This window comes from Caenibius sp. WL, assembly GCF_019803445.1.
GTDB lineage: Bacteria > Pseudomonadota > Alphaproteobacteria > Sphingomonadales > Sphingomonadaceae > Caenibius.
Genome location: NZ_CP081844.1, coordinates 513,134 through 534,155, shown reverse-complemented (window position 1 = coordinate 534,155; position 21,022 = coordinate 513,134). Strand labels below are relative to the sequence as shown.

At 58.2% G+C, this 21,022-nt stretch carries 19 protein-coding genes; 14 read left to right on the top strand and 5 right to left on the bottom strand.

The window, feature by feature from the left end; translation table 11 throughout:
- From K5X80_RS02695 to K5X80_RS02650, 10 genes are all read left to right on the top strand, one after another.
- The gene (locus K5X80_RS02695; protein ID WP_222559320.1) at positions 1 to 1,167 is read left to right on the top strand and encodes a CpaE/TadZ family protein; all 1,167 of its coding nucleotides are present in this window, start codon (positions 1 to 3) and stop codon (positions 1,165 to 1,167) included.
- Complete coding sequence (locus tag K5X80_RS02690) at positions 1,164 to 2,510, top strand: TadA family conjugal transfer-associated ATPase (protein WP_261390604.1); 1,347 nt, start codon at positions 1,164 to 1,166, stop codon at positions 2,508 to 2,510. The genes K5X80_RS02695 and K5X80_RS02690 overlap by 4 nt, the downstream gene beginning before the upstream one ends.
- Entirely contained in the window at positions 2,507 to 3,409 is a 903-nt protein-coding gene (locus K5X80_RS02685; protein WP_222559319.1) for a type II secretion system F family protein, read from the top strand. The genes K5X80_RS02690 and K5X80_RS02685 overlap by 4 nt, the downstream gene beginning before the upstream one ends.
- A complete protein-coding gene (locus tag K5X80_RS02680; protein WP_222559318.1) occupies positions 3,409 to 4,305 on the top strand; it encodes a type II secretion system F family protein in 897 nt (298 codons plus the stop codon). Before K5X80_RS02685 ends, K5X80_RS02680 begins: the two co-directional genes overlap by 1 nt.
- Positions 4,302 to 4,997 carry a tetratricopeptide repeat protein gene (locus K5X80_RS02675; RefSeq protein ID WP_222559317.1) on the top strand — a complete coding sequence of 232 codons (696 nt, stop codon included), beginning with the start codon at positions 4,302 to 4,304 and terminating at the stop codon, positions 4,995 to 4,997. Before K5X80_RS02680 ends, K5X80_RS02675 begins: the two co-directional genes overlap by 4 nt.
- Before the next feature lie 74 nt (positions 4,998 to 5,071).
- Positions 5,072 to 6,889 carry a TadG family pilus assembly protein gene (locus K5X80_RS02670; RefSeq protein ID WP_222559316.1) on the top strand — a complete coding sequence of 606 codons (1,818 nt, stop codon included), beginning with the start codon at positions 5,072 to 5,074 and terminating at the stop codon, positions 6,887 to 6,889.
- Positions 6,890 to 6,969: 80 nt separating this feature from the next.
- On the top strand, positions 6,970 to 7,173 hold the full coding sequence (locus tag K5X80_RS02665; protein WP_222559315.1) for a Flp family type IVb pilin: 204 nt from the start codon (positions 6,970 to 6,972) through the stop codon (positions 7,171 to 7,173).
- A gap of 39 nt (positions 7,174 to 7,212) precedes the next feature.
- Positions 7,213 to 7,617: a TadE/TadG family type IV pilus assembly protein gene (locus tag K5X80_RS02660; protein ID WP_222559314.1), complete on the top strand. Its 405-nt coding sequence runs from the start codon at positions 7,213 to 7,215 to the stop codon at positions 7,615 to 7,617.
- Positions 7,618 to 8,079, top strand: coding sequence for a hypothetical protein (locus K5X80_RS02655; protein WP_222559313.1), 462 nt, complete (start codon positions 7,618 to 7,620; stop codon positions 8,077 to 8,079).
- A gap of 54 nt (positions 8,080 to 8,133) precedes the next feature.
- A complete protein-coding gene (locus K5X80_RS02650; protein ID WP_222559312.1) occupies positions 8,134 to 9,165 on the top strand; it encodes a response regulator in 1,032 nt (343 codons plus the stop codon).
- Positions 9,166 to 9,366: 201 nt separating this feature from the next.
- On the opposite strand, the gene K5X80_RS02645 is transcribed toward K5X80_RS02650, so the two are convergent.
- The 3 genes from K5X80_RS02645 to K5X80_RS02635 all read right to left on the bottom strand — a co-directional run bounded on the left by K5X80_RS02645 (position 9,367) and on the right by K5X80_RS02635 (position 13,276).
- The gene (locus K5X80_RS02645; RefSeq protein WP_222559311.1) at positions 9,367 to 9,927 is read right to left on the bottom strand and encodes a 2OG-Fe(II) oxygenase; all 561 of its coding nucleotides are present in this window, start codon (positions 9,925 to 9,927) and stop codon (positions 9,367 to 9,369) included.
- A gap of 46 nt (positions 9,928 to 9,973) precedes the next feature.
- Positions 9,974 to 11,662: a ShlB/FhaC/HecB family hemolysin secretion/activation protein gene (locus K5X80_RS02640; RefSeq protein WP_222559310.1), complete on the bottom strand. Its 1,689-nt coding sequence runs from the start codon at positions 11,660 to 11,662 to the stop codon at positions 9,974 to 9,976.
- A 1,020-nt stretch (positions 11,663 to 12,682) separates the two neighbouring features.
- Positions 12,683 to 13,276, bottom strand: coding sequence for a TetR/AcrR family transcriptional regulator (locus K5X80_RS02635; RefSeq protein ID WP_222559309.1), 594 nt, complete (start codon positions 13,274 to 13,276; stop codon positions 12,683 to 12,685).
- A 225-nt stretch (positions 13,277 to 13,501) separates the two neighbouring features.
- Between K5X80_RS02635 and K5X80_RS02630 the strand changes: the two genes are divergently transcribed.
- From K5X80_RS02630 to K5X80_RS02615, 4 genes are all read left to right on the top strand, one after another.
- Positions 13,502 to 14,572, top strand: a complete 1,071-nt coding sequence (locus K5X80_RS02630) for an alpha/beta hydrolase (protein ID WP_222559308.1) — start codon at positions 13,502 to 13,504, stop codon at positions 14,570 to 14,572.
- A 34-nt stretch (positions 14,573 to 14,606) separates the two neighbouring features.
- Positions 14,607 to 16,958, top strand: a complete 2,352-nt coding sequence (locus K5X80_RS02625) for a TonB-dependent receptor (protein WP_222559307.1) — start codon at positions 14,607 to 14,609, stop codon at positions 16,956 to 16,958.
- 566 nt (positions 16,959 to 17,524) lie between these two features.
- Positions 17,525 to 18,001, top strand: a complete 477-nt coding sequence (locus K5X80_RS02620) for a hypothetical protein (RefSeq protein WP_261390603.1) — start codon at positions 17,525 to 17,527, stop codon at positions 17,999 to 18,001.
- A 202-nt stretch (positions 18,002 to 18,203) separates the two neighbouring features.
- On the top strand, positions 18,204 to 18,665 hold the full coding sequence (locus K5X80_RS02615; RefSeq protein ID WP_222559305.1) for a VOC family protein: 462 nt from the start codon (positions 18,204 to 18,206) through the stop codon (positions 18,663 to 18,665).
- 282 nt (positions 18,666 to 18,947) lie between these two features.
- On the opposite strand, the gene K5X80_RS02610 is transcribed toward K5X80_RS02615, so the two are convergent.
- Positions 18,948 to 19,304 carry a hypothetical protein gene (locus K5X80_RS02610; RefSeq protein ID WP_222559304.1) on the bottom strand — a complete coding sequence of 119 codons (357 nt, stop codon included), beginning with the start codon at positions 19,302 to 19,304 and terminating at the stop codon, positions 18,948 to 18,950.
- Between the two features lie 355 nt (positions 19,305 to 19,659).
- Positions 19,660 to 20,922 carry a tyrosine-type recombinase/integrase gene (locus K5X80_RS02605; protein WP_222559303.1) on the bottom strand — a complete coding sequence of 421 codons (1,263 nt, stop codon included), beginning with the start codon at positions 20,920 to 20,922 and terminating at the stop codon, positions 19,660 to 19,662.
- Positions 20,923 to 21,022: the final 100 nt, after the last annotated feature.

Here is a 21,022-nt window from a genome sequence, read left to right as displayed (position 1 = left end):
ATGCCGGCCATCCATCTCCTTTCCATCGACCGCACGCTGACCCAGCGCCTGAGCGCTGCCATGGGCGAGCGGATCACTGTGGACATGGTGCAATCGCTCGACGCAATCGGCCTGGAGGGGCCCGGCATCATCGTGATCGATCATGCCGCGGTCCCCGCCGAACGCTCGCTCGCATCCGCCATCGCCACCGTGGCGGCGGCGGCGGCGGGCCGCGCGATCGTGCTGGCGACCGATGACATGAACGCCGGTCAGGTCCTGGCGGCCGTTCGGGCGGGGGCCACCGATGTCATCCCGCGCGGGGGCGAAGGGGCCGAAATTGCGGGTATCCTCTCCCGCCTGCTCAACAACGCTCTCGCCACTCAGGGGCTGCCCGGACGACTGACCATTGTCCTCGGGGCGGATTGCGAAGCGGCGGCCATTCTCGCCACCGACATCGCCGTCAGCCACAGCCTGAACCAGACACCGACGCTGCTGATCGACTGCACTTTGCCGTCAAGCACGGCAGAGGCTTATCTCGATCTCAAGGCCGATTACGGCATCGCTTCGGCCGTGGCCGATCTCGACCGGCTGGATACCAGCCTGCTGGCCGATGCGCTTGTCCGGCATGAGGCAAGCGGGCTGGCGCTGCTGACACTCGACGGCGGCACTGCATCCGAACCGGTGGGACTGTCCCCCAACGATATCGTCGGCCTGATCCAGTTGTTGCGCGCCTGTTATGACAATGTCGTGCTTTGCGCGGGCAGCCTGCGGAACGCCGGGCTGCTGCGCGAACTCGCCTCGCAGGCGTACGCGATCGAAATCGTGTGCAGCCAGTCGATCCGCGAACTGGACGCCGCACGGCGGCTGCTCGACCGGATCGTGCTCGACACGGCCAGCGCCGGGCGCCTGCGCCTGCTGGTCTGGGACCATGATTCCGGCATTCTTCTCGATGGCCGCCGCATGGCCGACGCGCTGGGTATAGAAGCCGTGCTGCCCGTGCCGACCGACCGGGTGCGGATGCGCAACGCGCTCAACGCGGGCCGTCCGCTGGCGATGCAACGGAACAATGGGCCCTATACGCAGGCAATCCAGCGAATCTGCGGCATCGCCGTATCGCGAAAAAGCCTGATGCCCCGCTTCGACAGCATGCGGCGCATGCTGCAACGGTCGGTGGAGCGGACCGGATGAGCCTCCTCACTTCCGAAGGCCTTTACGGCGAAAGCGCACAGGACCGGCGCAAGGCCCCGGTCGCGCAGCCTTCGGCGCAACGGATGAGCGACAGTTACCAGTCGGTCAAAGCGATGACCTGCCAGCAGGTGATCGAACATCTCGAAACGCAGGGCATCACGGTCGAAACGCTCGATCAGCGCACGCTCCGCCAGGAAATCGAACAGGTCATCAACAGCCGCAGCCGCCGTGGGCAACTGGCGCTGAACAGCGCAGAGCGACTGCTGCTGATCGAGGATGTGGAGGACGAAGTCATCGGCCTCGGCCCGTTGGCCCCGTTGCTGCGCGATCCGACGATCGACGATATCATCGTCAACGGAGCCAACACCGTCTATGCCGAACGGGGCGGCCTATTGGAGCGGATCGACACCCGCTTCCGCGACGACACCCATCTGATGCACATCATCCAACGGATCGTCGGTCCGATCGGCCGCCGCGTGGATGAAGCAACGCCCTATGTCGATGCGCGCCTGCCCGACGGGTCGCGCGTCAACATCGTCATCCCTCCGATCGCGCTCGATGGCCCGCTGGTTTCGATCCGCAAGTTCCGCCTCCAGGCGCTGAGCATGGAAGATTGCGTCAGCGGCCAGACGATGAGCCAACCCATGGCCGCCTATCTTGGCGCAGCAGTGCGTTCGCGGCTCAATATTCTGATCTGCGGCGGCACCGGCGCGGGCAAGTCCACGCTGCTCAACGTCCTGTCGAGCTGCATCAGCAACCGCGAGCGTCTCGTCACCATCGAAGACGCGGCGGAACTGCAATTGCGGCAGGATCACGTCGTCCGCCTCGAAACGCGCCCGCCCAATGTCGACGGCAACCGCGAGATCAGTTCGCGCGATCTGGTGCGCAACGCGCTGCGTATGCGGCCCGACCGCATCATCCTGGGCGAAGTGCGCGGGGTGGAAGCGGTGGAGATGCTCCAGGCGATGTCCACCGGGCATGACGGATCGATGGCCACGCTGCACGGCAATTCGCCGCGCGATGCACTGTCCCGGCTGGAAATGCTGCTGGGCTTCGCCGGGCAGCAGATGGACATGCGCGCGATCCGCCGGTTCATCGCCAACAGCATTCACGTGATCGTCAATATCCAGCGGCTCAGCAACGGCAGCCGCCGGGTGACATCGGTCACCGAAGTCACCGGGATCGAAGGCGAAACCTACACTTTGAACGAGCTGTTCCGCTTCGACGAACAGCCCCCGATGTCGGGTCTGGGCGAATTTCGCGTGCTTTCCCCCCGCCCCTACCACCTCGCGCGGTTGCAGGATTACACACCGCCCTCTGTCTCTCTTGGAGGCCGCGCATGATCGGGGGTGCCGCCTATCTGATCCTTGCCATACTGCTGTCGGGCGCTATCGCCTTTTACCTGTTCAATGAACGCGCCCGCGACATGGCGGAGATCGACCGGCGGGTTTCGGCGATCGTGGTCTCCGGCGGCCGCACGGTGCGCCAGGCCGTGCCGGTTTCGGTGCCGGGCATGTTCGCCCCGTTGCTGGCCCAAGCACAGGTCGAAATCACCACGCCCACGCTGCGCATGCTGGGCGGGGTCGCCGTCGCGCTGGCTCTGCTCTTGCTGCTCCTGGCCGGGCCGGTGATCACATTGGCGCTGATCGCCGTGCTGCCAATGCTGGCGCTGGCCGCGCTGCGCCACCGCGCGCGCAAACGGACCGATGCGCTGATTGCCGCCCTGCCCCACTATATCGACAGCGTGCGGCAACTACAGGCTGTGGGAAATTCGCTCTCGCAAGCGCTCGAACGGGCCTTGGTCGACGCGCCGGATGCGGTGCAGAGCTATTTTGCCCCGATTGCGCGCCGGCTCGAAATGGGCGCGCCGGTGGGCGATACGATGCAGCAGTTCGCCGAGCGTCTGCGTATCCCGGAAATCTCGATGCTGGCGGCGGCAATCCGCACCAATCTGCGCTTCGGCGGCTCGCTCAGCACGGTCCTGCGCAATCTCGCGCAGATCTTACGCGACCGGCAGAACATCAAGCGCGAACTGGCCGCCGCGACATCGGAAGCCAAAGTCAGTTCCCGCGTGCTGATCGCGATGCCCATGCTCGCCATGGTGATGCTGGTGGCGTTGAACCCAGCCTATATCACATTCTTCATCCAAGATCCGCGCGGACAGACACAGATCGTGGTTGCGCTGATCCTGCAGGGGTGCGGCATATTGGTGCTGCGCCGCCTGATGAGGTTGAATTTCTGATGGGCGCGCTGGCCTCCACTCTGTTTTTCGTGCTGGCTGCGGCAAGCCTGCTGCTGGTGGCGATTGGCATTCGCTTGCTACTGGCCGACCGGCAGCTCGGCGAACGCATCGCCTTCGAAACGCAAACCCGGCCGCACAACGACAAGCCCGGACAATGGCAGTTGCCACGCATTTTCGCGGCGCGCGGGCGCGACCGGGAAGAAATCGAGCAAAAGCTGAAAAGCGCCGGTTATTTTGACGCCAGCGCCGTGGATCAGTTCGTCAAACTACGCCTAGTGCTCGCATTGGTGGTAGCATGCCTCGGCATGCTTGGTTCGTTCCTCGCTGCGGGCGATCCGTTCCATCACTGGCTGGCCATCCTCACGTCGACCTGGCTGGCCTATATCGGCCCGAAATATCTGCTCAAATGGCGCGCGGCCGAGCGCGAGCGCACGCTGACGGCGGAATTCCCGTTCCTGCTCGATCTGATGCTGATGATGCTGGAAAGCGGGGTCTCGCTCGACCAGTGTTTCCGCTCCATCGCACGCGAGGAACAGACCGCCATCCCGCATCATGCACCACTGATCGCGATGCTGGTCGACGATCTCGACCGGGGTCAGGATTATCAAACCGCGTTTGACCGCTGGGCCGCGCGTGTCGGCGTCAACGGGGCAAAGGAAATCGCCGGGCTGTTCCGGCAATCGCTGTTCCAGGGGATGGAACTGATCCCGGCCCTGCGCGAATTCATCGTCGAATTTTCGCACCGCCGCATCGCTCGCGCCCGCGAAGCGATCGGCAAGATTACCGTTCGCATGGTGGTGCTGATGCTGGTGTTCTTCATGCCCGCACTGTTCATCGTACTGGCCGGGCCGCCGGTGGCCGCGATTTTCGACACTTTGATGGGCACGAAGCCATGAAGGCCCGCACCCTGCCCCTGCTGGCTGCCCTGTGCGCCGCTCTGGCGCTGCCCGCGGCGCCTGCCGTTGCCCGTTCGGGCAAGGAACCGCAGATCGCCGGATCGACCAAAGCGCTCTATCTGATGCTGATCCATCAGGCCCGCACCGATGGGCGGGCCCGCGCAGCTCTTGCCTATCTCGACGATTTCGAACGGCAGTATCCCGGCGAACTCGATGCCCGCATTCTGCGGATCAACTGTCTGCTCGATCTGGGCCAGACCGATTACGCGGCGACTCTCGCGGACCAGCTGCCCGATAACGACCGCACGGGCAAAGTCAGCCTGATCCGCGGCCATGTGCAGACCGCCCGCCAGCAATGGGGTGCAGCCATTGCCCATTACCAGGATGCGTTGCGGGCCAATCCTGCCGATCCGCTGACGATCAACGCCATGGGCTATGCCCAGTTGCGCGCCGGGCAGGCAGATGCCGCTGTCGAAACGCTGAAAAGGGCGGCCGATCTCGCCCCGCGCGATGCGGTGGTGCGCAACAACCTGTTGTTGGCCCTGACTATGGCCGGGCGCACCGCCGAAGCCGGCACGCGCCTGCGCGCCATCCGTGACCCACAGGCGCGGGAGCGGCTGCGGGGCCAAATTACCGAACAATCGCTGCGCCTCGCCGCGCTGCAAGAACGCCCCGTGCAGGAGACGCCGTGATGCGAACACCGCTCTCCCGGAAGCGCCGTCTGCATCGCCTTGCGGAGAGCATTACCCGCTGGCGCCCGCGCCGAATGCATGAACTGGCGCACGATACCGACGCGGCCATCGCCCCAATGGTGGCCGTGCTCGGGATGTCGCTGATATTGGCGGCGGGGCTGGCGCTGGACGTCACTCTCTACATTGCCGGAAACCGCGATCTGCGCAGCGCGACCGAAGCCGCCGCGCTGGCGGCCGCTCAGAATCCAGCCGATGCACAAAACCGCGCCATCACCTATCTCACCCGGCAAGGCTACAATGCCTCGGTGGTGGAATCGGTGCAGGTTGGGCACTACTGTGCCAACAACGATCCGGATCAGCGTTTCCAACCTGACGGCTGTCCGGGCGAGAGCCGCTTCGGCAATAGCGATGTCGATGCCGTGCGCATCACCGCCAGCATGCCGAGCCGCCGCTTCCTGACCGGTGTTCTGGGCAGCAGCAATCCAATCCCCGATCTTGCTGCCACCGCCACCGCGGCTCGGATCGATGAGGCCGGTATCGGCATTACTTCGGATATTCTTTCCAAAGTCGTTTCCCCCTTGCTCGATCCCGTCACCGATCCGCTCGTCATAACGGTGAACAAGCTTCTTACCTCACTGCTCGGCACGCCGATCTCGCTTGGCAAGAATGATGTTAAGGCGCTGATGCAAGGCAATGTCGATGCGGGAGTGTTCTTCGACAAACTGGCCGAACTGGAAAACTTCACCGGCACATATGGCGAGTTAATGAATGCCCAGCACGGCATAAAGGATATTGCCACCGCCGCTGCCGATGCAGCCGATTATGCCGGCAACACCAATGCCGCCAACGCGCTACGGCTTTTCGCCGGGCAGGTGAGCAATACTTACAAAGTCCCCTTCACCAGCCTTTTCGGCCTCGGTGTCTGGAAAAACATGCCGGTGGGCGAAGCCGAGGCCAAACCCGCCTTGCGGGCCGGGATGAACGCTTACCAACTGATCACATATGCCGTGCAGGCGGGACCGACGACCATCGATCTTTCCGACGCGGTTAACCTCCTCGTGCCTGTGGCCAACGCCAGCGTGCTCAAGATCGGGTTGGTTTCGAGCAGCGATGATGGGCGTCCTCGTTATTCTTTCGGCCCTGCCGGGGACGTGACGGCATACAACTCGGCGCTTCGCGTGCTGATACAGATCGATCTTCCCGTCGTCGTCCCACTGGTGGCCTCGGTCAATGTGCACCTGCCGATCGTTCTCGATGTCGCAGCGGCGCAAGCCACGGTCACAGGGATCATCTGCAATGGCACAAACGATCAGGCGAACAATACCACGGTTGCGGTACAGGCCACGTCAAGCGTGGTGAACGGCTATATTGGCGACACTTCTGTCGCCACGATGACCAAGACTCTGCCACCGATCGGCGCCAATGATTTCCAGCAGGCCACTATCGCCAATGTTTCCCTACTGGCTGGGCTTGTATCGGCGGTAGACGTCAAAGGCCGTGTGATTGCCCGACCGGTCACCGGCGGGGCACCGCAAAGCGCCTCAATGACTTTCGGCCCCGTAATCGGCGGTCCGGGAGTGCCGGGCGCCCCGCAACAAATCGGAAATGAGGTTGCGATTGGCCAAACTGTCAGCGGGCTTGTCACCGGCCTCCTGCGATCCGATGGGCTGGAAATCAAAGTCCTCAACCTCTGCTTGCCGATAGTCTGCTCCGCCGCGCAATCGACAGTGCGCAACACTGTGCTGCCCGCCCTCGTCACGCCGGTGACGAACCTCGTCGGCACAGTTGTCGACCCTTTGCTCAACAATGTCCTCTCGGCGCTCGGCGTCCAGCTCGGCAGTGCCACGATCTGGGCCACCGGCGCACGGTGCGGAGTGCCAGTGCTGGTTTAGGACTTTCCAAGCGGACCGGGGACCCTCCCGCCTGATCCGCCGACCAAATGGGAGGGAGAGAAAAACCAAGGAGAAGCAAGATGATTGGATATATCCGCAAGCTCTGCAAAGCCATCAGGCAGGACGAAAGAGGCCTGACGGCAGTCGAGTATGCCGTTCTCGGTGGGATCATCGTGATCGGTATCGCGGCACTCTCAACTACTTTTACAGACGGGCTGGATGATGCGTTCGGAAATCTGTTTACCAACGTAACGAATGCACAGAACGGCAGCACCGGTGCCTAGGTAACAGCCGTGCTCCCATCAGCTAGGCGCCTACGGCATATGCTGAAATGCGAGCGCGGCCTTGCAGCGCTGGAGTTTGCCTTGCTGGCTCCGGCGCTGCTGATGCTCGCTTTCGCCATCGTGATCTATTCGCTCTACTTCAGCACGCAGTTCGGTGTGCGGGAGGCCGCATCCGAAGGGGCACGGGCCTCGTTGCAGGCTCTCTCGGGACCGGAGCGGGCAGAGTTGGCAACCGAGCGCGCCGGGGAAGTCGCTGCCGCTTATGGTTCCCTGCTGGGTGTGGGCACAAGCCCGACAATCACCGCATCGGGCGATAGCGATGTTTTTACCGTCACGGTCTCATACGACATCAGCAACAGCCCGATCATGAATTATGCCGGGTTCGTGCCGCTGCCTTCCTCGACGATTTCTTCCACCGTGAAAGTCACCAACGGGAGTTATTGAATGACCGGTTTCGGCTTCCTTGCTCTTGCCATGCTGATCGTGCTGCTGTTGCCGATCGTCGTCCTGCCATGGGAGGGCCGCCGGGTGCCCGATCTCGTCTATGCCTTGCTGGCGGTCGGGGGTATCCTGGCATCGGGCATCGGCGGCGGCCTCGGTTCCGCGCTGTGGGCCGCTGCGGCCTGCCTCATCTGCCTCGCCGTCGTGGCTGCGGGGGTAACGCTGCTGCGCCTGACATTGCAGTTCCAGCTTCTCACCGGCGGGCATATCAAGCTGCTGGCCGCCGGTGCCGCTTGGCTGGGCATTGGCGGCACGTTCGCCATGCTGTTGCTGACTTTTGCCGCGCTGTTCACCGTGGGGGCCATCGGGCAGTTCCGGCCGCTGACCCGCCGGCCCGATTTCTCCGTAATCGCGGCGCTAGCGATTTTATCGCTCAATCTACAGCAATCTCTGTTCACGATCTAAATTTGCGTTACTCTGAGGTTCCTTGAAATGTGTTCCATGGCAAGCAACTGGCGAATGAGGCTCGGAGCCATTCTCAATCCCAATCAGGCATTTTCCGCGCAGGAGACAGGCAGCGACACGGAAGGTGCCGTCACGCCGCGCAAGCGCGAACCGGTGCTGATCATCGACGATGACGCAGATTGGGGCAACGAATGCGCGTTCAGCCTGCAAGTGCTGGGCTATCAGCCCTTTCTGGCGCAGAACGCGGAAACCGCTCTCGACCTTTTCCTGTCTTATGACATTGCCATCGCCATCGTCGATTACAACCTGCCCGGGCAGGACGGGATCTCGCTGATCCAGGATCTTTCCCAGACGGCCGAGGCGCAAGGGCGGCGGTTGAACTTCATCCTCGCCACCGGTTACGCCACCAAGGATATGGCGATCGACGCGCTCCGAGCTTCGGCCGTGGATATTCTCGAAAAGCCCATCCTGGCCGCCGATCTCGAACAGGCCCTGCAACGCATCAGCGCCCTGCACGAAACGCCCACGATACAGGATATGCTGCTCGACAAGATGTCCAGCCTCAGCATGGAATTGCAGCGTCTCTCGCAATTGATGGGCCAAGGCGCACAATCCACCGCTATTCCACCCCACGATGAAACTGCGGTTCGCGGCGGGCCGTGCGCGCCGGAGCCAAGCCACCACAGCGAACACAAACTGGCCCCATTTATCCGCGAACTGCTCAAGACAGAAAGCAAGCGGCGTGAAATCGGTGGCGGCGGGCTGTTTGGCGATCCCGCATGGGAAATGCTGCTGGATCTCCTGCTCGCCAATATCGAACAACGCCAGGTTTCGGTGTCCAGCGCCTGCATCGCTTCAGGCGCGCCGATGAGCACGGCCCTACGCCTTGTCCGCCGTCTGGTGAGTGATGGTGTCCTGTTCAAGATTCCTGACGAGACGGACCGGCGACGCCATTTCCTCGCCATCAATCCCAAATTCGAACAACCGCTGATCGACTATCTCACCCAACAGCTCGAACAGACCACGCAGCATGATCGGCGGCGGGCCATTTCGCCCATCGATACGCTAACCCCCTCCCTGTTCTGAGCACCGCCAAAGCAACGGCTCATGCTCAAACAGGGCGAGGCCCGGCCAAGTCTGGTAGTTCCTGCGGCAAGAACCGCGCAATAAGGACGGACATACCCGCAGCAGGATAGTGTACTTGCAAGATGACCGCGCAAGCTCCGGGGCGAAGCGAATTCCGTCATCGCAGAGTTCACGCGGCGAGAGCCGCATTACCAGACCGGATCACCGCCAGCGCGGCCCCTCCACCCATGTGACCAGGCTTCGCCTGTGGCCATCCGTCACCGGCCGCACGCAATGCTGCAGGTAGGAGGGGAAAATCAGCAAACTCCCCCTCGGCGTGAACGCATCGCCGGGATTTTGCAGGCCGAAGAATTCGAATTGCCCGCCCTGATAGTCTTCCGGCGAGGAAAGCTGCACCACCACCGACAATTTCCGGTCATAAGGCCGGGGCGATTCCAGCCACACATCCTGATGCCAATCGTAATGGCCTTTGTTCGATGCGCGATATTCGGTGAACTGGATATCGAACGGCGCAACGATATCGACGCCAAAATTCGCCCGGTTCGATCGCCGCACGAACGACATCACGCGCCCGACGATATCGGTTTCGCGATCCGCATCAAGCCAACGGATCGTCGATGTGCGATAACCTAGATCGCTGCGCTGCGTTTCGGAGAAGCCAACCGTCGCTTCCGCCTCGGGATAAAGCTCGGCCCGCTGGACGATGGCATCGCATTCCGCTGGCGTCAGAGCGGCGGTCCAGACCTCCCATACGTTCTTCATAGGAACACCGCTCGTTCCGGTTTTGCGTATACGCAAAAACGCACCATCATCCGACCTTGCTGATGCTGAAGAAGAACCGCGCCTTTTCGCTATAGCTGTCGAGCGGGCGCTTGACCGGCACCGCGACCTGCGCGCTGGCCGTCCAGCCCTTGAGCGGCGAAATCCTGACACCGGCACCTGCCGAAGCGAGAGAGAAATCCTCGGCCTTCAGGCGGTATCGTTCACGGGCCACCGCATGCGCCACGGCCCCATCAGCATAAGCGAAGAGCGCCAGCCCACGAGAGCCGCTTCGCGCTCCAAGCATTTGCCACGACAACTCGACACCGCCGGCAAGCGCGCTTTCGGCCGTGATCGTCCCCAGGTTAAACGCAAGGCCCGCCCCCTCGCCACCAAGAGAAAATCTTTCGGTAGTAGGTAGCATATCGCGTGAATACTGTGCACGACTTGTCGCTTTTACAGAGAATTTCTTTCCCAGTTCTTTAACCGCTGTCAACTGAAGGTTGACTTTTCTGAATCCAGCCTCCGAAAATCCGGGAATCTCACGCGCGCCCAGCGCGTCCAGCCCTTGGCTGATCACCGCCGAAACAGCATAGCCGCCGGTCTTATCGATCGAAGACCACGAACCCCCGGCACGCAGCGCCCGCGTGCGGAAACCGCCGAAAGCCGTATCGAGATAGTAATTTTCGCTGTTCGTCCCGTCGAGCGACAGGCTCAGCATCAGATTGCGGCGATAGGAACGGATCAACGGATGCGTGATCGCGACACCGATCTGACGGGCATCCCCCTTGATCCCATCGCGCGTCTGCGTGCGGACATAGGCCCCGTTGATGCTCAACTGTGTCCCGTTGGAGTCGAGCGGCGTACTGTGGCCCGCCGAATAGAACTGATAGCGGCTTGGCGTGAAGGGCAGATAGGCGGACAGGCGCGTGCTGTCGCCTTCGCGCAGCAACCCGTTCACAGTCACGCCGAGTTGCGCCTGCACCCCGCGCGTGACATTGGTCACACCGTTGTTGTTGATGTTGAGCGTTATTTCGACTTGCTTGCGCTTCACGTTCAGATCGAGCGCCAGTTCATCGGGGCGAGCGGTCCGCTTCAACCCGGCCTCTACCGTCTGCCCCGGAATATCGCGCAGCAACGACAATGTGCGTTCGAGCGTGCTCTTGTGCACTGGTTTGTCGCGCATCAGGCGGCGCACCTGGGCATCGATCAACCGGTCCGGCATGCTCGGGCTCTTATTGACCAGCGTGTATTCGCTGATCCGCCCCTCCACGATGCTGACGCGCAACGCGCCCCCGCTGGGCACCTGCGGCAGGATCGCCACCGAGTAAAAAGCGATATCGCTTTTCGCATAGGTTGCGCTGACAGCGTTGGCGACGCTCTGCAACGTTTCGCGCGTCAACGGCTGACCGAGAAAAGGTGCGGTCGCAGCGTCGAGCATAACAACGGGCAGCGTCGCGCCATCATAATGCACGCGCGTCAACCTGGTTTGTATGGCCGTGGCGGCCTGCGCCTCGGCCCCGGGGGTAACGGTTACGGCGGGCTGCGGCGTTTCCACCGGACGCGCGGGACGGGGCAAACCAGGTTCTTGCCGGTCAATCCGATCGCGGTCGATTGTCGGGGCCGGGCCTATATCCTGCGCCCGCACTTCACCGGGCAGGACGGCGTGAAGCAAGAGGCAGCCCAGGAAAAGAAGCGAGGGCCGTTCGCGCACGATCTGCCGGGCCGTGCGTCCCATCGCGCTCCGCTCTCCGGTTTGTCTGGTCACTCCGCCCTCACGATCCCCTTGGCTGCGCTCATTACGCAGTATCATCAGGGATCGTAGGCAGGCGCTGAGGCATTGCACGGGAAGATAGAGCCAATCTGGCAGCAACCGGCCCACCACGCACCGGCTTATGATATCGACCGCCAAGAGCAGCGATCATCGGATTTTCCGTTTTGCGTATCGCAAAACCCGCGCCGCATGGCCCGGATGGCCGACAAAGATTGGGACGGGTAGGGAAATTCAAAATGCCTCAGGCAAATATATTTGATTACAGCAAGATAGGCTTCCCCTCACCTCAACCGACAAGAATATTCGGCGATCGGCGGTGGTCCGCATAGGCAAATGGACCAAAACAGCTTTCTTTGAGAAGCGCAGCGAAAATTCTGCCTCACCATCAAGGGACACTGTGAATAAGGACCAGAACGGTTTCAATCGCTTACCCACCCTTCACATCCAAAACAGCGCTCACACAAAACGCGTATAGGGTGCAGCCGAAACCACACCGCCGGCTTTCTCATTTGGTGGAGATGGCGCGCCCGACAGGATTCGAACCTGTGACCCCTGCCCCTCTGAGGGCAAAGCGTGATATTTTTTCTATATGTTTTACAGGGATATAATAAACAGAAAATTCTTATGTGAATGTTTTGTGAACATTAACCTGCTATTCTTGTAACCCAAACGGACGGCGAAGATTACCTCATCGATGATGGTGTCACATTCTAATGAACAGACAGCGAGTGAGCGTAGCACCGATCCTCTCCGCCATCCTCACCGAACGGAACTGTAACTACGAACAACTTCCGCCGACCAGCATTAGGTCGCAAATCTTCCATGCCCTGCAGCGACAGTGGAAACCACACGTACATCACTGCCATGAAGCGGATGATCTCTGGTGAAAAACGGAAATATCGGAATGGATTATGCAGTTTGCCCATCGCACAATGCTATCATCACGGCCCTGCGTATGCATCCTTCTGACAGCATTGTTCAGATTTACTTTGGCAACCCCTGCAAAAAGATCTGCATAACAAGGTTGACCACATCCTGACTGTCCAACGGACCGTCCGCCCTGAACCACGTATGCATCCAGTTGATCATTCCAAAATAGAGCATAGTTGCCGCCCGGACCTGTCCAGGCTTGGCGTCGAGCACTGGCGACAATGTACGAACCATGGTTTCAACCGTGGCAATCAAGGTTCGCTCGCCGGTGATTATCAAGGAACGACGCTCAATAGAAAGCTTGTCTAGGTCACTTGCAAGCACTTTGTGATATGCCGAAGCATCCACGTACAATTCCACGAACCTGCGTGTCAGCTCCTCCAACTGCTGCTCAGGTCGATCGTTCGATCGGCTTTCGATATTATCGACAATATGCAGAAGCGCACTGATGTGGCTGTCCATGATTTCATACAATATTTCATCTTTCGATGAAAAATAATGATATATCAAAGCCTTGGATGTGTCACATGCGGCAGCGAGGTCCGCAATCGACGTTCCCAGAAACCCGGCAGACGCATACATTTGCGCAGCTTTGCGCAAGATTGCTTCGCGCCTGTCGTCATAGTCAGCAGCTTGTGGCCTAGCCAAAAAAGCCTCCGTCTTCCAGCAATGCGCTCTAGCCGATGGTCAAGCGACTGCGCAAGTGACCCGATGCCCGATCCAAACCAGCATCGGCAACATATGTTGCATTTGCAAACGCCTACGCTTGACGCATACCAATTGTTAATTTACCGTCCGACCGGTCTATTAATTAAATGCCGCGGACCAAAACTGGTTGGCATAAGATCCAAGTGGACATGGGAGAGAGCTAAAATGCGTTTTTATAAGCGCTTACATAAAATTGTATTCTGCTGTGGACTGATCGCTGTTCAGCCCTTGTCTGCGTCAGACGGAACGATCGAACTTCGCGCACGATCAATTCCGGCGCCAAAGCTCACCAGTCCCGAGGCACAAAGCGGCGTTGCGCGCGGCGCAGCTATTCTCGCAAACCGCCCGGTGCAATCGAGTCTCCCGACATCCATCCAAGACAAAGAGGCTTGGAAACGCGCTATCGCCGCATCTGATGCTGCATATGCACCTATGTTGCAGGGTATGCGCACGCAGATAGCAGCGCGCATAGAGAAGCAATCGATCGCGGGGGTTCCTGTTTACGTCGGAACTCCCAATCACCCCCGGAAGAATCGCAAAAATCGCATTATCCTGCACATCCATGGTGGTGGTTTTGCAATGCTGGCCGACGGCAATTATGCGGAAGTCATGGCGGGCCAGATTGCAACGCGCTGCGGATGCACTGTCTATTCGGTCAACTATCGGGTTCCACCCGATTTTCCGTACCCGACCGCAGTCGATGACAGTCTTGCGGTCTACCGAGCGCTGCTCAAAACAAATGCACCGCAAAATATTGCGGTTCAAGGGGAGTCAGCAGGCGGAAATATAGCCGCATCAATGGTGCTCAAGGCTCGGGACGCCGGGCTTCCCATGCCAGCAATGGCGGTATTTCTCTCCTCTGCCTTTGACCTTACCCGTTCAGGAGACAGCCACACTGTCAATGATGGGCTCGATTTGGCCCTGGGCAGCAGTATCTCGTCCCTGATCGATCTTTATGCGGCAGGTGCCGATCTCCGTTCGCCATACCTGTCACCTGTGTTTGCTGATTTCAGCAAAGGCTTCCCGCGCACATTTTTGAAGGCCGGCGGGCGCGAGATTTTGCTGTCTGACAGCATCGCAATGCATCGTGCATTACGCCGCGCAGGCGTGGAAGCCGAACTCAACATTTGGGAAGGCATGTCCCACGGATCGTTTGGTCCTCCTACAGCTCTGGCACCGGAGGATCGTGAAGTCGGCACCGAAATCGAGCGGTTCCTTGATGAGCAATGGCGGTAGATCTTAAAATAAAAACTAACGAATGGGGAATGTCTTGAAACATATTATTTATTGTATGGGGCTTTTAGCAATTTGCGTGACTCCGACCTACGCCCAGGATGCAACACATGCGCCTTCCTCTGATCAACAAGGTGGTCTGAACGAAATTGTGGTGACCGCTCAACGACGGGAAGAAAGCCTACAACACGTGCCGGTGGCCGTAACCGCATTCAATGCCGACGAACTTGGTAGCGCTCGTGTGGCCAATGTTCGCAATCTTTCTGGCTATGCTCCCAATTTTCAGGTGACGACACAAGGTTTGCAATCCACGCCTACAATCAATATTCGCGGTATTTCTTCGGGCACGGCCAACAACGCAGTCGATCCCAAAGTCGGGCTGTACCTTGATGGGGTCTATGTAGGGCGCACTGTTGGGGCTGTGTTCGATCTGGCCGACATCGAGCGTGTTGAAGTTCTGCGTGGGCCGCAAGGAACGCTATTCGGCAGGAATGCAACCGCCGGGGCGGTCAGCCTCATTACGGCACCGCCCACCGGTGAATTTGGCGTTAAGCAGAGCCTTTCCTATGGCAACGATAACGCCTTACGCATCCGAACTGTACTTAACCTTCCGTCACTGGGACCGCTCAGCTTCAAGCTTGCTTATCTTCATGATGAAATTGATGGCGATACCAAAAATCTGTTAGCGGGCCGAAGTATCGACCTCTCACGGCGCTCATCGTCATTCGGAACTCTGCGCTTTGGCGATAAGTTTGGCGGACGGAACACCGATGCTGCTCAATTCGCCGCTAGGTTTTCTCCCGATGACGGCCTCACATTCGACTACCGCTTTGACTATACCGACTTGCGCTCCGTTGGCAGGGCTTCCCAGCTTCTTGGAACGCTGCCGGGCACCGCAGGTACAATTCACAGTGGAATCCTTGGCTTTCAACCGATCACTGGAGGCATCACCAATCTCAGTGTGCGTCGGTTAAACGCTGTTGCCAATGCGTCGAGCACGGAACGTGTAGAAGTTCAAGGGCATAGCCTAACGGCAACCTGGGCTATCAGCGATGACGTGAAGCTCAAAAGCATCACCGCCTTCCGGAAAATGCAGCAGCACCCCTACATATACGACATGGCGGCAACCGGAGGTATTCGCTTCTCCGCTGCACAATTGGGGATGCTCCTTTCGGGTAATCTCGCAGGCATTCCTCAAGCGCCGGTCGGCCTCAATGACAGCTTGTTTTCGCTGCTTACGGCCAGAAAAAGTAAGCAGCGGCAATTCTCGCAAGAGCTCCAGCTACAGGTCACCAACAATGACTATGATCTGGTAATGGGCGGTTTCTATTTTCATGAGCGAGCCCCTGAAACTGGGATAGCTGGTGTTTTTCAGCCCGTTACAAACGGCATGGTCATCCCTGGTCAGCTCGACGCACGCTTCGGCAGCGGAACCACCCGCTCAACCACGATCAACGCGTCCTTGGCAGCTTACGGACAGCTAACATATCATGTTACAGATACCTTCGACCTGACCGGAGGGTTACGTTATACGATCGACCATCGGCGTACGAACCTATATGAAGTTTCTGGTCTGCAAGGTGGGGTTCTCAAACCCGGCAGTTACAAATCGAAATACAAGAAGCTCAATTATACCGTAATCGGCACATGGCGCCCGACAGCGGGAATCATGGCATACGGCAAGGTTTCCACCGGTTATGTATCCGGCGGGATTATGAACGCGATTCCTTATGGCCCTGAAAGCCTGCTTGCGTTCGAAGGTGGTTTGAAAACCCAGCTTTTCAATAATCGATTTCGGGCAAATATCGCCATTTTCCATATGAAATACAAAGATTTACAAACATCTAATTTTGTGAATGGTGTCGTCTCGTTCAACAATGCAGGCAAGGCTAACATTTCCGGTTTCGAGGCTGAAATCGATGCCATGCCAACCAAGGGGCTGACCTTGAGTGGCAGCCTTGGTTACTCGGACTTCAACTACAAGAAATTCGTGCTCAATGGTGTGGACGTTGCCGCAACGGCTCGACCCGCGTATTTTTCGAAATGGACTGCTCGTGCATCTATGCAATACGAGGCGCCCGAGTTCGCAAACGGCAGCCGCCCGTTCGCCAAAATCGATGCCCGTTGGCGTTCGAGCTCCAAACTTGTCGCAACCCCGATTGCCAATCCGATCATGGAAGAGCGGGCCACAACCAAACCTTACTGGCTGATTGATGGACGCGTCGGGCTCTCCAAAATCCCGCTTGCGGGTATGGACGTGAGTATATCCGCTTATGGCCAAAATCTGCTGAACAAAGAATATTATTCGTTCGGGGCGCCAGTTACTGGGCTCGCAGCAATTTACGATCGCGGCCGCACATATGGCATTGAGCTCTCGACTACATTTTGACGATCGAACATCCCACTCGTGGCATTTGAACACAATGCCACGAGTGGAAGCTGTCAGACGGAGCTGTCAGCGCGTTGCGAAAGGAGCAGAGCGGATTCGAACGTGAGATGCGGCTCCGCATTGGTCTTAAGATGTCCAACTCCCCTTGCGCGCAATGTCCGCTTCCCCCAACATCTCAGCCATTCAGGCTACTTCATGATCACATCGAAAGCTGCCGTCCGTCAGGTTCCATGGCGGGATGAATGTACGGCTGGTTTCAGGGAACGTGTTGAGGGCCCGGAACGATCGCTATGTTGGCGGCTGCAGTCGTGCAGCAGGTGGCCCGTTTTTATGGCAGCTATCTGAGGCTTTCGACCTTAAACCCGCCTGACCGGACACGCCAACAAAGCTGACACTTCGGTTGCAGCCTGCGCATCCTGAGCCAGTCATTCATGAGGGCCAGGAAGCCTGACCTGTGTGAGCCGGGGACCTGTCCAGGTAGGCGCAAGCCCGCCCTTTGCGCTCAGTTCGTGAGGCATTAGAGTTGCGGCATGCACCAGACAGTCGAAATAGTCGTGAATGACCGAATGCAGCGGGGCTATCGTTATACCCGTTCTGTGGCCATCGGACAGGCTTTCGATCCCACATTTCTTCCGGAGCTCACGCCTGCCGAAATGCTGAGTCTGGGAGTTTTTTGCGGTAAATACATGACCGACTGCAGAGCTGAGTTCCCAGCAGATTGGTTTGAGGGTGCGAAGCTGGCCCCTGATCGTCCTGATTGTTCATTGAACTACTTTGGGGTGCGCGCGAGCGTTCCCCTCCGTGTTTGGATCGACAAGGGCTGGATATACCCAGAAGACCCGCGCGGATGGTTTCAATGGTACTGTCGATACTATTCGGGACGCAGGCTGCCACAAGAGGATGCTCGTCAGATCGCGCGCTGGAAAGCTTTCAAACGTCATGCCGCACAAATCGTAAAACATTGCAATCCGGGAGATCCTTTTTGCCGCCCGAGGCAACGGCAAGCTCTCCTCCAATGGGCTTATGACAGCCGGATTCTCTAACCGATTGCTTCCTTGTGATTACCGCTATCGCCAACATAGCTGCCTGACCAGACGGGGTGTAGATGCTGGATAAGAGCACTTAGGCCGTAGTGCGATAGCTCATTCCGTCGGTGGGATCCTCGGATGAGATACATTGAAGGCATATTGCGCTCTGCTGCGTAGCTCGCCAAAATAATCTGAATAAACACGGGAGGGTCTTAATATGGGATTGAAAGGCGTTAACAGGATCATGATTGCGGTGCATGATCTTGAGCGGAGCAAGAAACTATACGAGGAATTACTCGGTGCGACTTTTCTGGATGCCAACTGGACGGGTGAACCGTTCGGTATTCATGTCGCTATCGCATGGGATGCGGGCATAGAGCTATGCGCACCTATGCCCGGGCGGGAAACGGACAGTGTGATATCGTGGTTTCTAGCCACTCGGAGTGAAGGCATTATGAGTGTATTTTTTGGAGTTAGTGATGGTGAGGCAGCACTCGAACGTAGCGCTGCTGCTGGCTACACTTGCTCGCACACCCTTGATTATACTCAGGCCGAAATTGACGAACATCTCGGGGGGCTCTTTAGCCGATACCAAGAATTTAATATTGATACCGGACAACGCTGTGGCTTTGCCGTAAGTTTGGCGCGCATTGAAGAGAAGGCTTCCCAGATGGCTTGATACGACCTGAGGGACAGCGGCGACCGAGTATTTGGCGCGCGGTCTATGCATGATCCCGATGCTAAGTGGCGTTCTAGTCTAACGTGGGGATCACCGTACTGATGCGCCCACGCACCGATCAGCTCGTTGACCGTTATTCCGAACCAACGCGTCAGGAATTGATCCATCGGCTGTGAGAGCGAGCACCGCGCTCAAAGACGGAATCTAGCATCAAGGAGGCGTACATCACCTCTTTGTGTGATGAGTCGGATTGGTCTTGTCCTGCTAGTGGCCGAGCAATAATTAACCGAGCTTGCGGTTCAGGAGATGCTGTATTTCTCGTTGAGTAGACCTATGCGAGCGTCGTAATTGCGCCCTCGCATCTTCCAAATTGGTATAACGATAAGGACCGACTGAAAAAGTCTCGATGGCGCCTCGGATAATGCCGTTTTCGCTCTCGTGCGGCACTTCGCTCGCATCGTTTAGGGGCGGTTCACTGGCCCTACTACGTACTTTGGCTCCACGAGCTGCGATTATCTCAAGCTGACCGCAAATCAGCAGCAACTCATCCGCGATCATTTCCAGCGCAAGCGTTTGCCGTTCCTGGCTCGTATAATGCGGCTTTTCATTCTGGGGGTGATTGGATGCGGCCTCGGCCATGATCCTCTCCATGTCTTGAGGAAACCGCCTGAACCTGAAAAACAATGTTCAGGCTAGTACTGGGTCAACCCATGTTTCCTGCGGTATGCCCGGATATTCCTGGCATAATGTGCAACCAAGTCGAAACGGCTTTTCGGGGCGCCAAGGGAACGGGCTTGCACCGCACGAATAAGCGCAACTTGATGATGATAGAGCAATTGATTGAGGTCCATGATGGCTCTCCTTACTGCGGGAGCACTATGGTCTCTCAGTCGCCATTATGTGCAGGGTAACAGGCGATATATAGATATGGGGTGCACAACGGGAAAATACAAGCTTCTCTCTTAAATCCCCGCAAGCCTGCGGAGCTAGGTTCCTACAGCTTCCCAAACAAATTCTCTATTTCCTCACCTGACAGGTACATGGATGGCTGCGCTTTTGTGATTTGCGCTGCGAGTTCCCGCGTCACCACCTGCCCGTAATGTTCCTCCAGCATTTCAACGGATGTGCCCATCTGCCGTGCGAGCAGAAACGGGCTCACCTCTTTCGAAAGCTGTCTCGTCGCGTAGTAATGCCGGAAGGAATAGATTGATCGCCGCTTGCCATCCCGCTCTATAGGGATACCGGCGAATTTCATCAGGGCCGAAAACGAGTTTTTAAAATTCTGAATCGGCTGGCCATTCGGGTGGCAGAAAATTACCTCCTCTTGGGCAGGCTTCGGATTCACCGCATCAGGATGTTCTGATTGCAACTCCTTGCAGCGCTGTTCACGGATTTGCCGGAAGCAAATTTCGGTGCCCGGATAGAACACCGCTTGGCGGCCACCCGTCTTCCCTCTGACATAAGCTGACAGATATATGGCAGTGGAACCATCTTCCTGCTTGTGATCGTACGCTAGGTCACACCAGCGCAGGCCCCGCAACTCCCCAACTCGCAACCCAGACGTCATCAGCACTATGAAGAAATGTTGTGCCATGAAACGATCACGCCACGTAGCGAGCCCTTTGCCTTCTTTTACCCATGCCCGAACAGACGAACGCAAGTGGCTGCATTCCGTCTCCGTAAAGGTCGGGCGCCGTTCGCTCTTTGCTCGTCGCAAGCCCATGTCTGGAATTTTGAGAATGTACCCTTTGGCGAGCGCAAACTTGAATACGGGCATGAATGCCGTGCGCTCCCGGCTGAGGGTGCTGAGCGAAGGCGCTTTCTTTCGGTAGTTCTGCTTACGCCATGCCCAATATTCAATGAAATCAGCCTCCTTGATGGAATCGATTCGTTTCTGCCCGAAAAACTCCAATGGGTAAGACTCAATCCGGTCGAAGGTCTCTTGCCACGATCCGTTTGCTCTTGTGTGCCCCACTGTCGATGCATGTAGCTTCCACGCATCGTAGACCTGCTTGAAAGTCGGCGTCTTAAGGGTGCCGCCCGCCTTCACATGCATGTAGAGTTCTTCATAGCGGTTCAGGGCGAATCGCTTGGCTTCCTCTAGATCATCGGTCTTGGTGCTCTTAACGTCATAATCGGCTGCATTTGGCACGCGAATCCGCGCCTGCCATTTCGGCTTCTTCAATCCTGGCCGTTTGTAGAGGATTACTCTTCCATCACCGCGCACGTCGATTGAATCTTGCTCGTAAGTGCCCATCGCAGCCCTCCCTCAAAAAGAGGAATAACTTCAGATGCTTGAGCGGACAACGCTCTTTTTGTGAAGGTTTTGTGGACCCCGAAATCAGCCCGAAATCGGC

Excerpts from the sequence above, each read along its gene's own strand:
- K5X80_RS02695 (WP_222559320.1), top strand. The coding sequence starts at position 1 with ATGCCGGCCATCCATCTCCTTTCCATCGACCGCACGCTGACCCAGCGC.
- K5X80_RS02690 (WP_261390604.1), top strand. The coding sequence starts at position 1,164 with ATGAGCCTCCTCACTTCCGAAGGCCTTTACGGCGAAAGCGCACAGGAC.
- K5X80_RS02685 (WP_222559319.1), top strand. The coding sequence starts at position 2,507 with ATGATCGGGGGTGCCGCCTATCTGATCCTTGCCATACTGCTGTCGGGC.
- K5X80_RS02680 (WP_222559318.1), top strand. The coding sequence starts at position 3,409 with ATGGGCGCGCTGGCCTCCACTCTGTTTTTCGTGCTGGCTGCGGCAAGC.
- K5X80_RS02675 (WP_222559317.1), top strand. The coding sequence starts at position 4,302 with ATGAAGGCCCGCACCCTGCCCCTGCTGGCTGCCCTGTGCGCCGCTCTG.
- K5X80_RS02670 (WP_222559316.1), top strand. The coding sequence starts at position 5,072 with ATGCATGAACTGGCGCACGATACCGACGCGGCCATCGCCCCAATGGTG.
- K5X80_RS02665 (WP_222559315.1), top strand. The coding sequence starts at position 6,970 with ATGATTGGATATATCCGCAAGCTCTGCAAAGCCATCAGGCAGGACGAA.
- K5X80_RS02660 (WP_222559314.1), top strand. The coding sequence starts at position 7,213 with ATGCTGAAATGCGAGCGCGGCCTTGCAGCGCTGGAGTTTGCCTTGCTG.
- K5X80_RS02655 (WP_222559313.1), top strand. The coding sequence starts at position 7,618 with ATGACCGGTTTCGGCTTCCTTGCTCTTGCCATGCTGATCGTGCTGCTG.
- K5X80_RS02650 (WP_222559312.1), top strand. The coding sequence starts at position 8,134 with ATGAGGCTCGGAGCCATTCTCAATCCCAATCAGGCATTTTCCGCGCAG.
- K5X80_RS02645 (WP_222559311.1), bottom strand. The coding sequence starts at position 9,927 with ATGAAGAACGTATGGGAGGTCTGGACCGCCGCTCTGACGCCAGCGGAA.
- K5X80_RS02640 (WP_222559310.1), bottom strand. The coding sequence starts at position 11,662 with ATGGGACGCACGGCCCGGCAGATCGTGCGCGAACGGCCCTCGCTTCTT.
- K5X80_RS02630 (WP_222559308.1), top strand. The coding sequence starts at position 13,502 with ATGCGTTTTTATAAGCGCTTACATAAAATTGTATTCTGCTGTGGACTG.
- K5X80_RS02620 (WP_261390603.1), top strand. The coding sequence starts at position 17,525 with ATGCAGCGGGGCTATCGTTATACCCGTTCTGTGGCCATCGGACAGGCT.
- K5X80_RS02615 (WP_222559305.1), top strand. The coding sequence starts at position 18,204 with ATGGGATTGAAAGGCGTTAACAGGATCATGATTGCGGTGCATGATCTT.
- K5X80_RS02610 (WP_222559304.1), bottom strand. The coding sequence starts at position 19,304 with ATGGCCGAGGCCGCATCCAATCACCCCCAGAATGAAAAGCCGCATTAT.
- K5X80_RS02605 (WP_222559303.1), bottom strand. The coding sequence starts at position 20,922 with ATGGGCACTTACGAGCAAGATTCAATCGACGTGCGCGGTGATGGAAGA.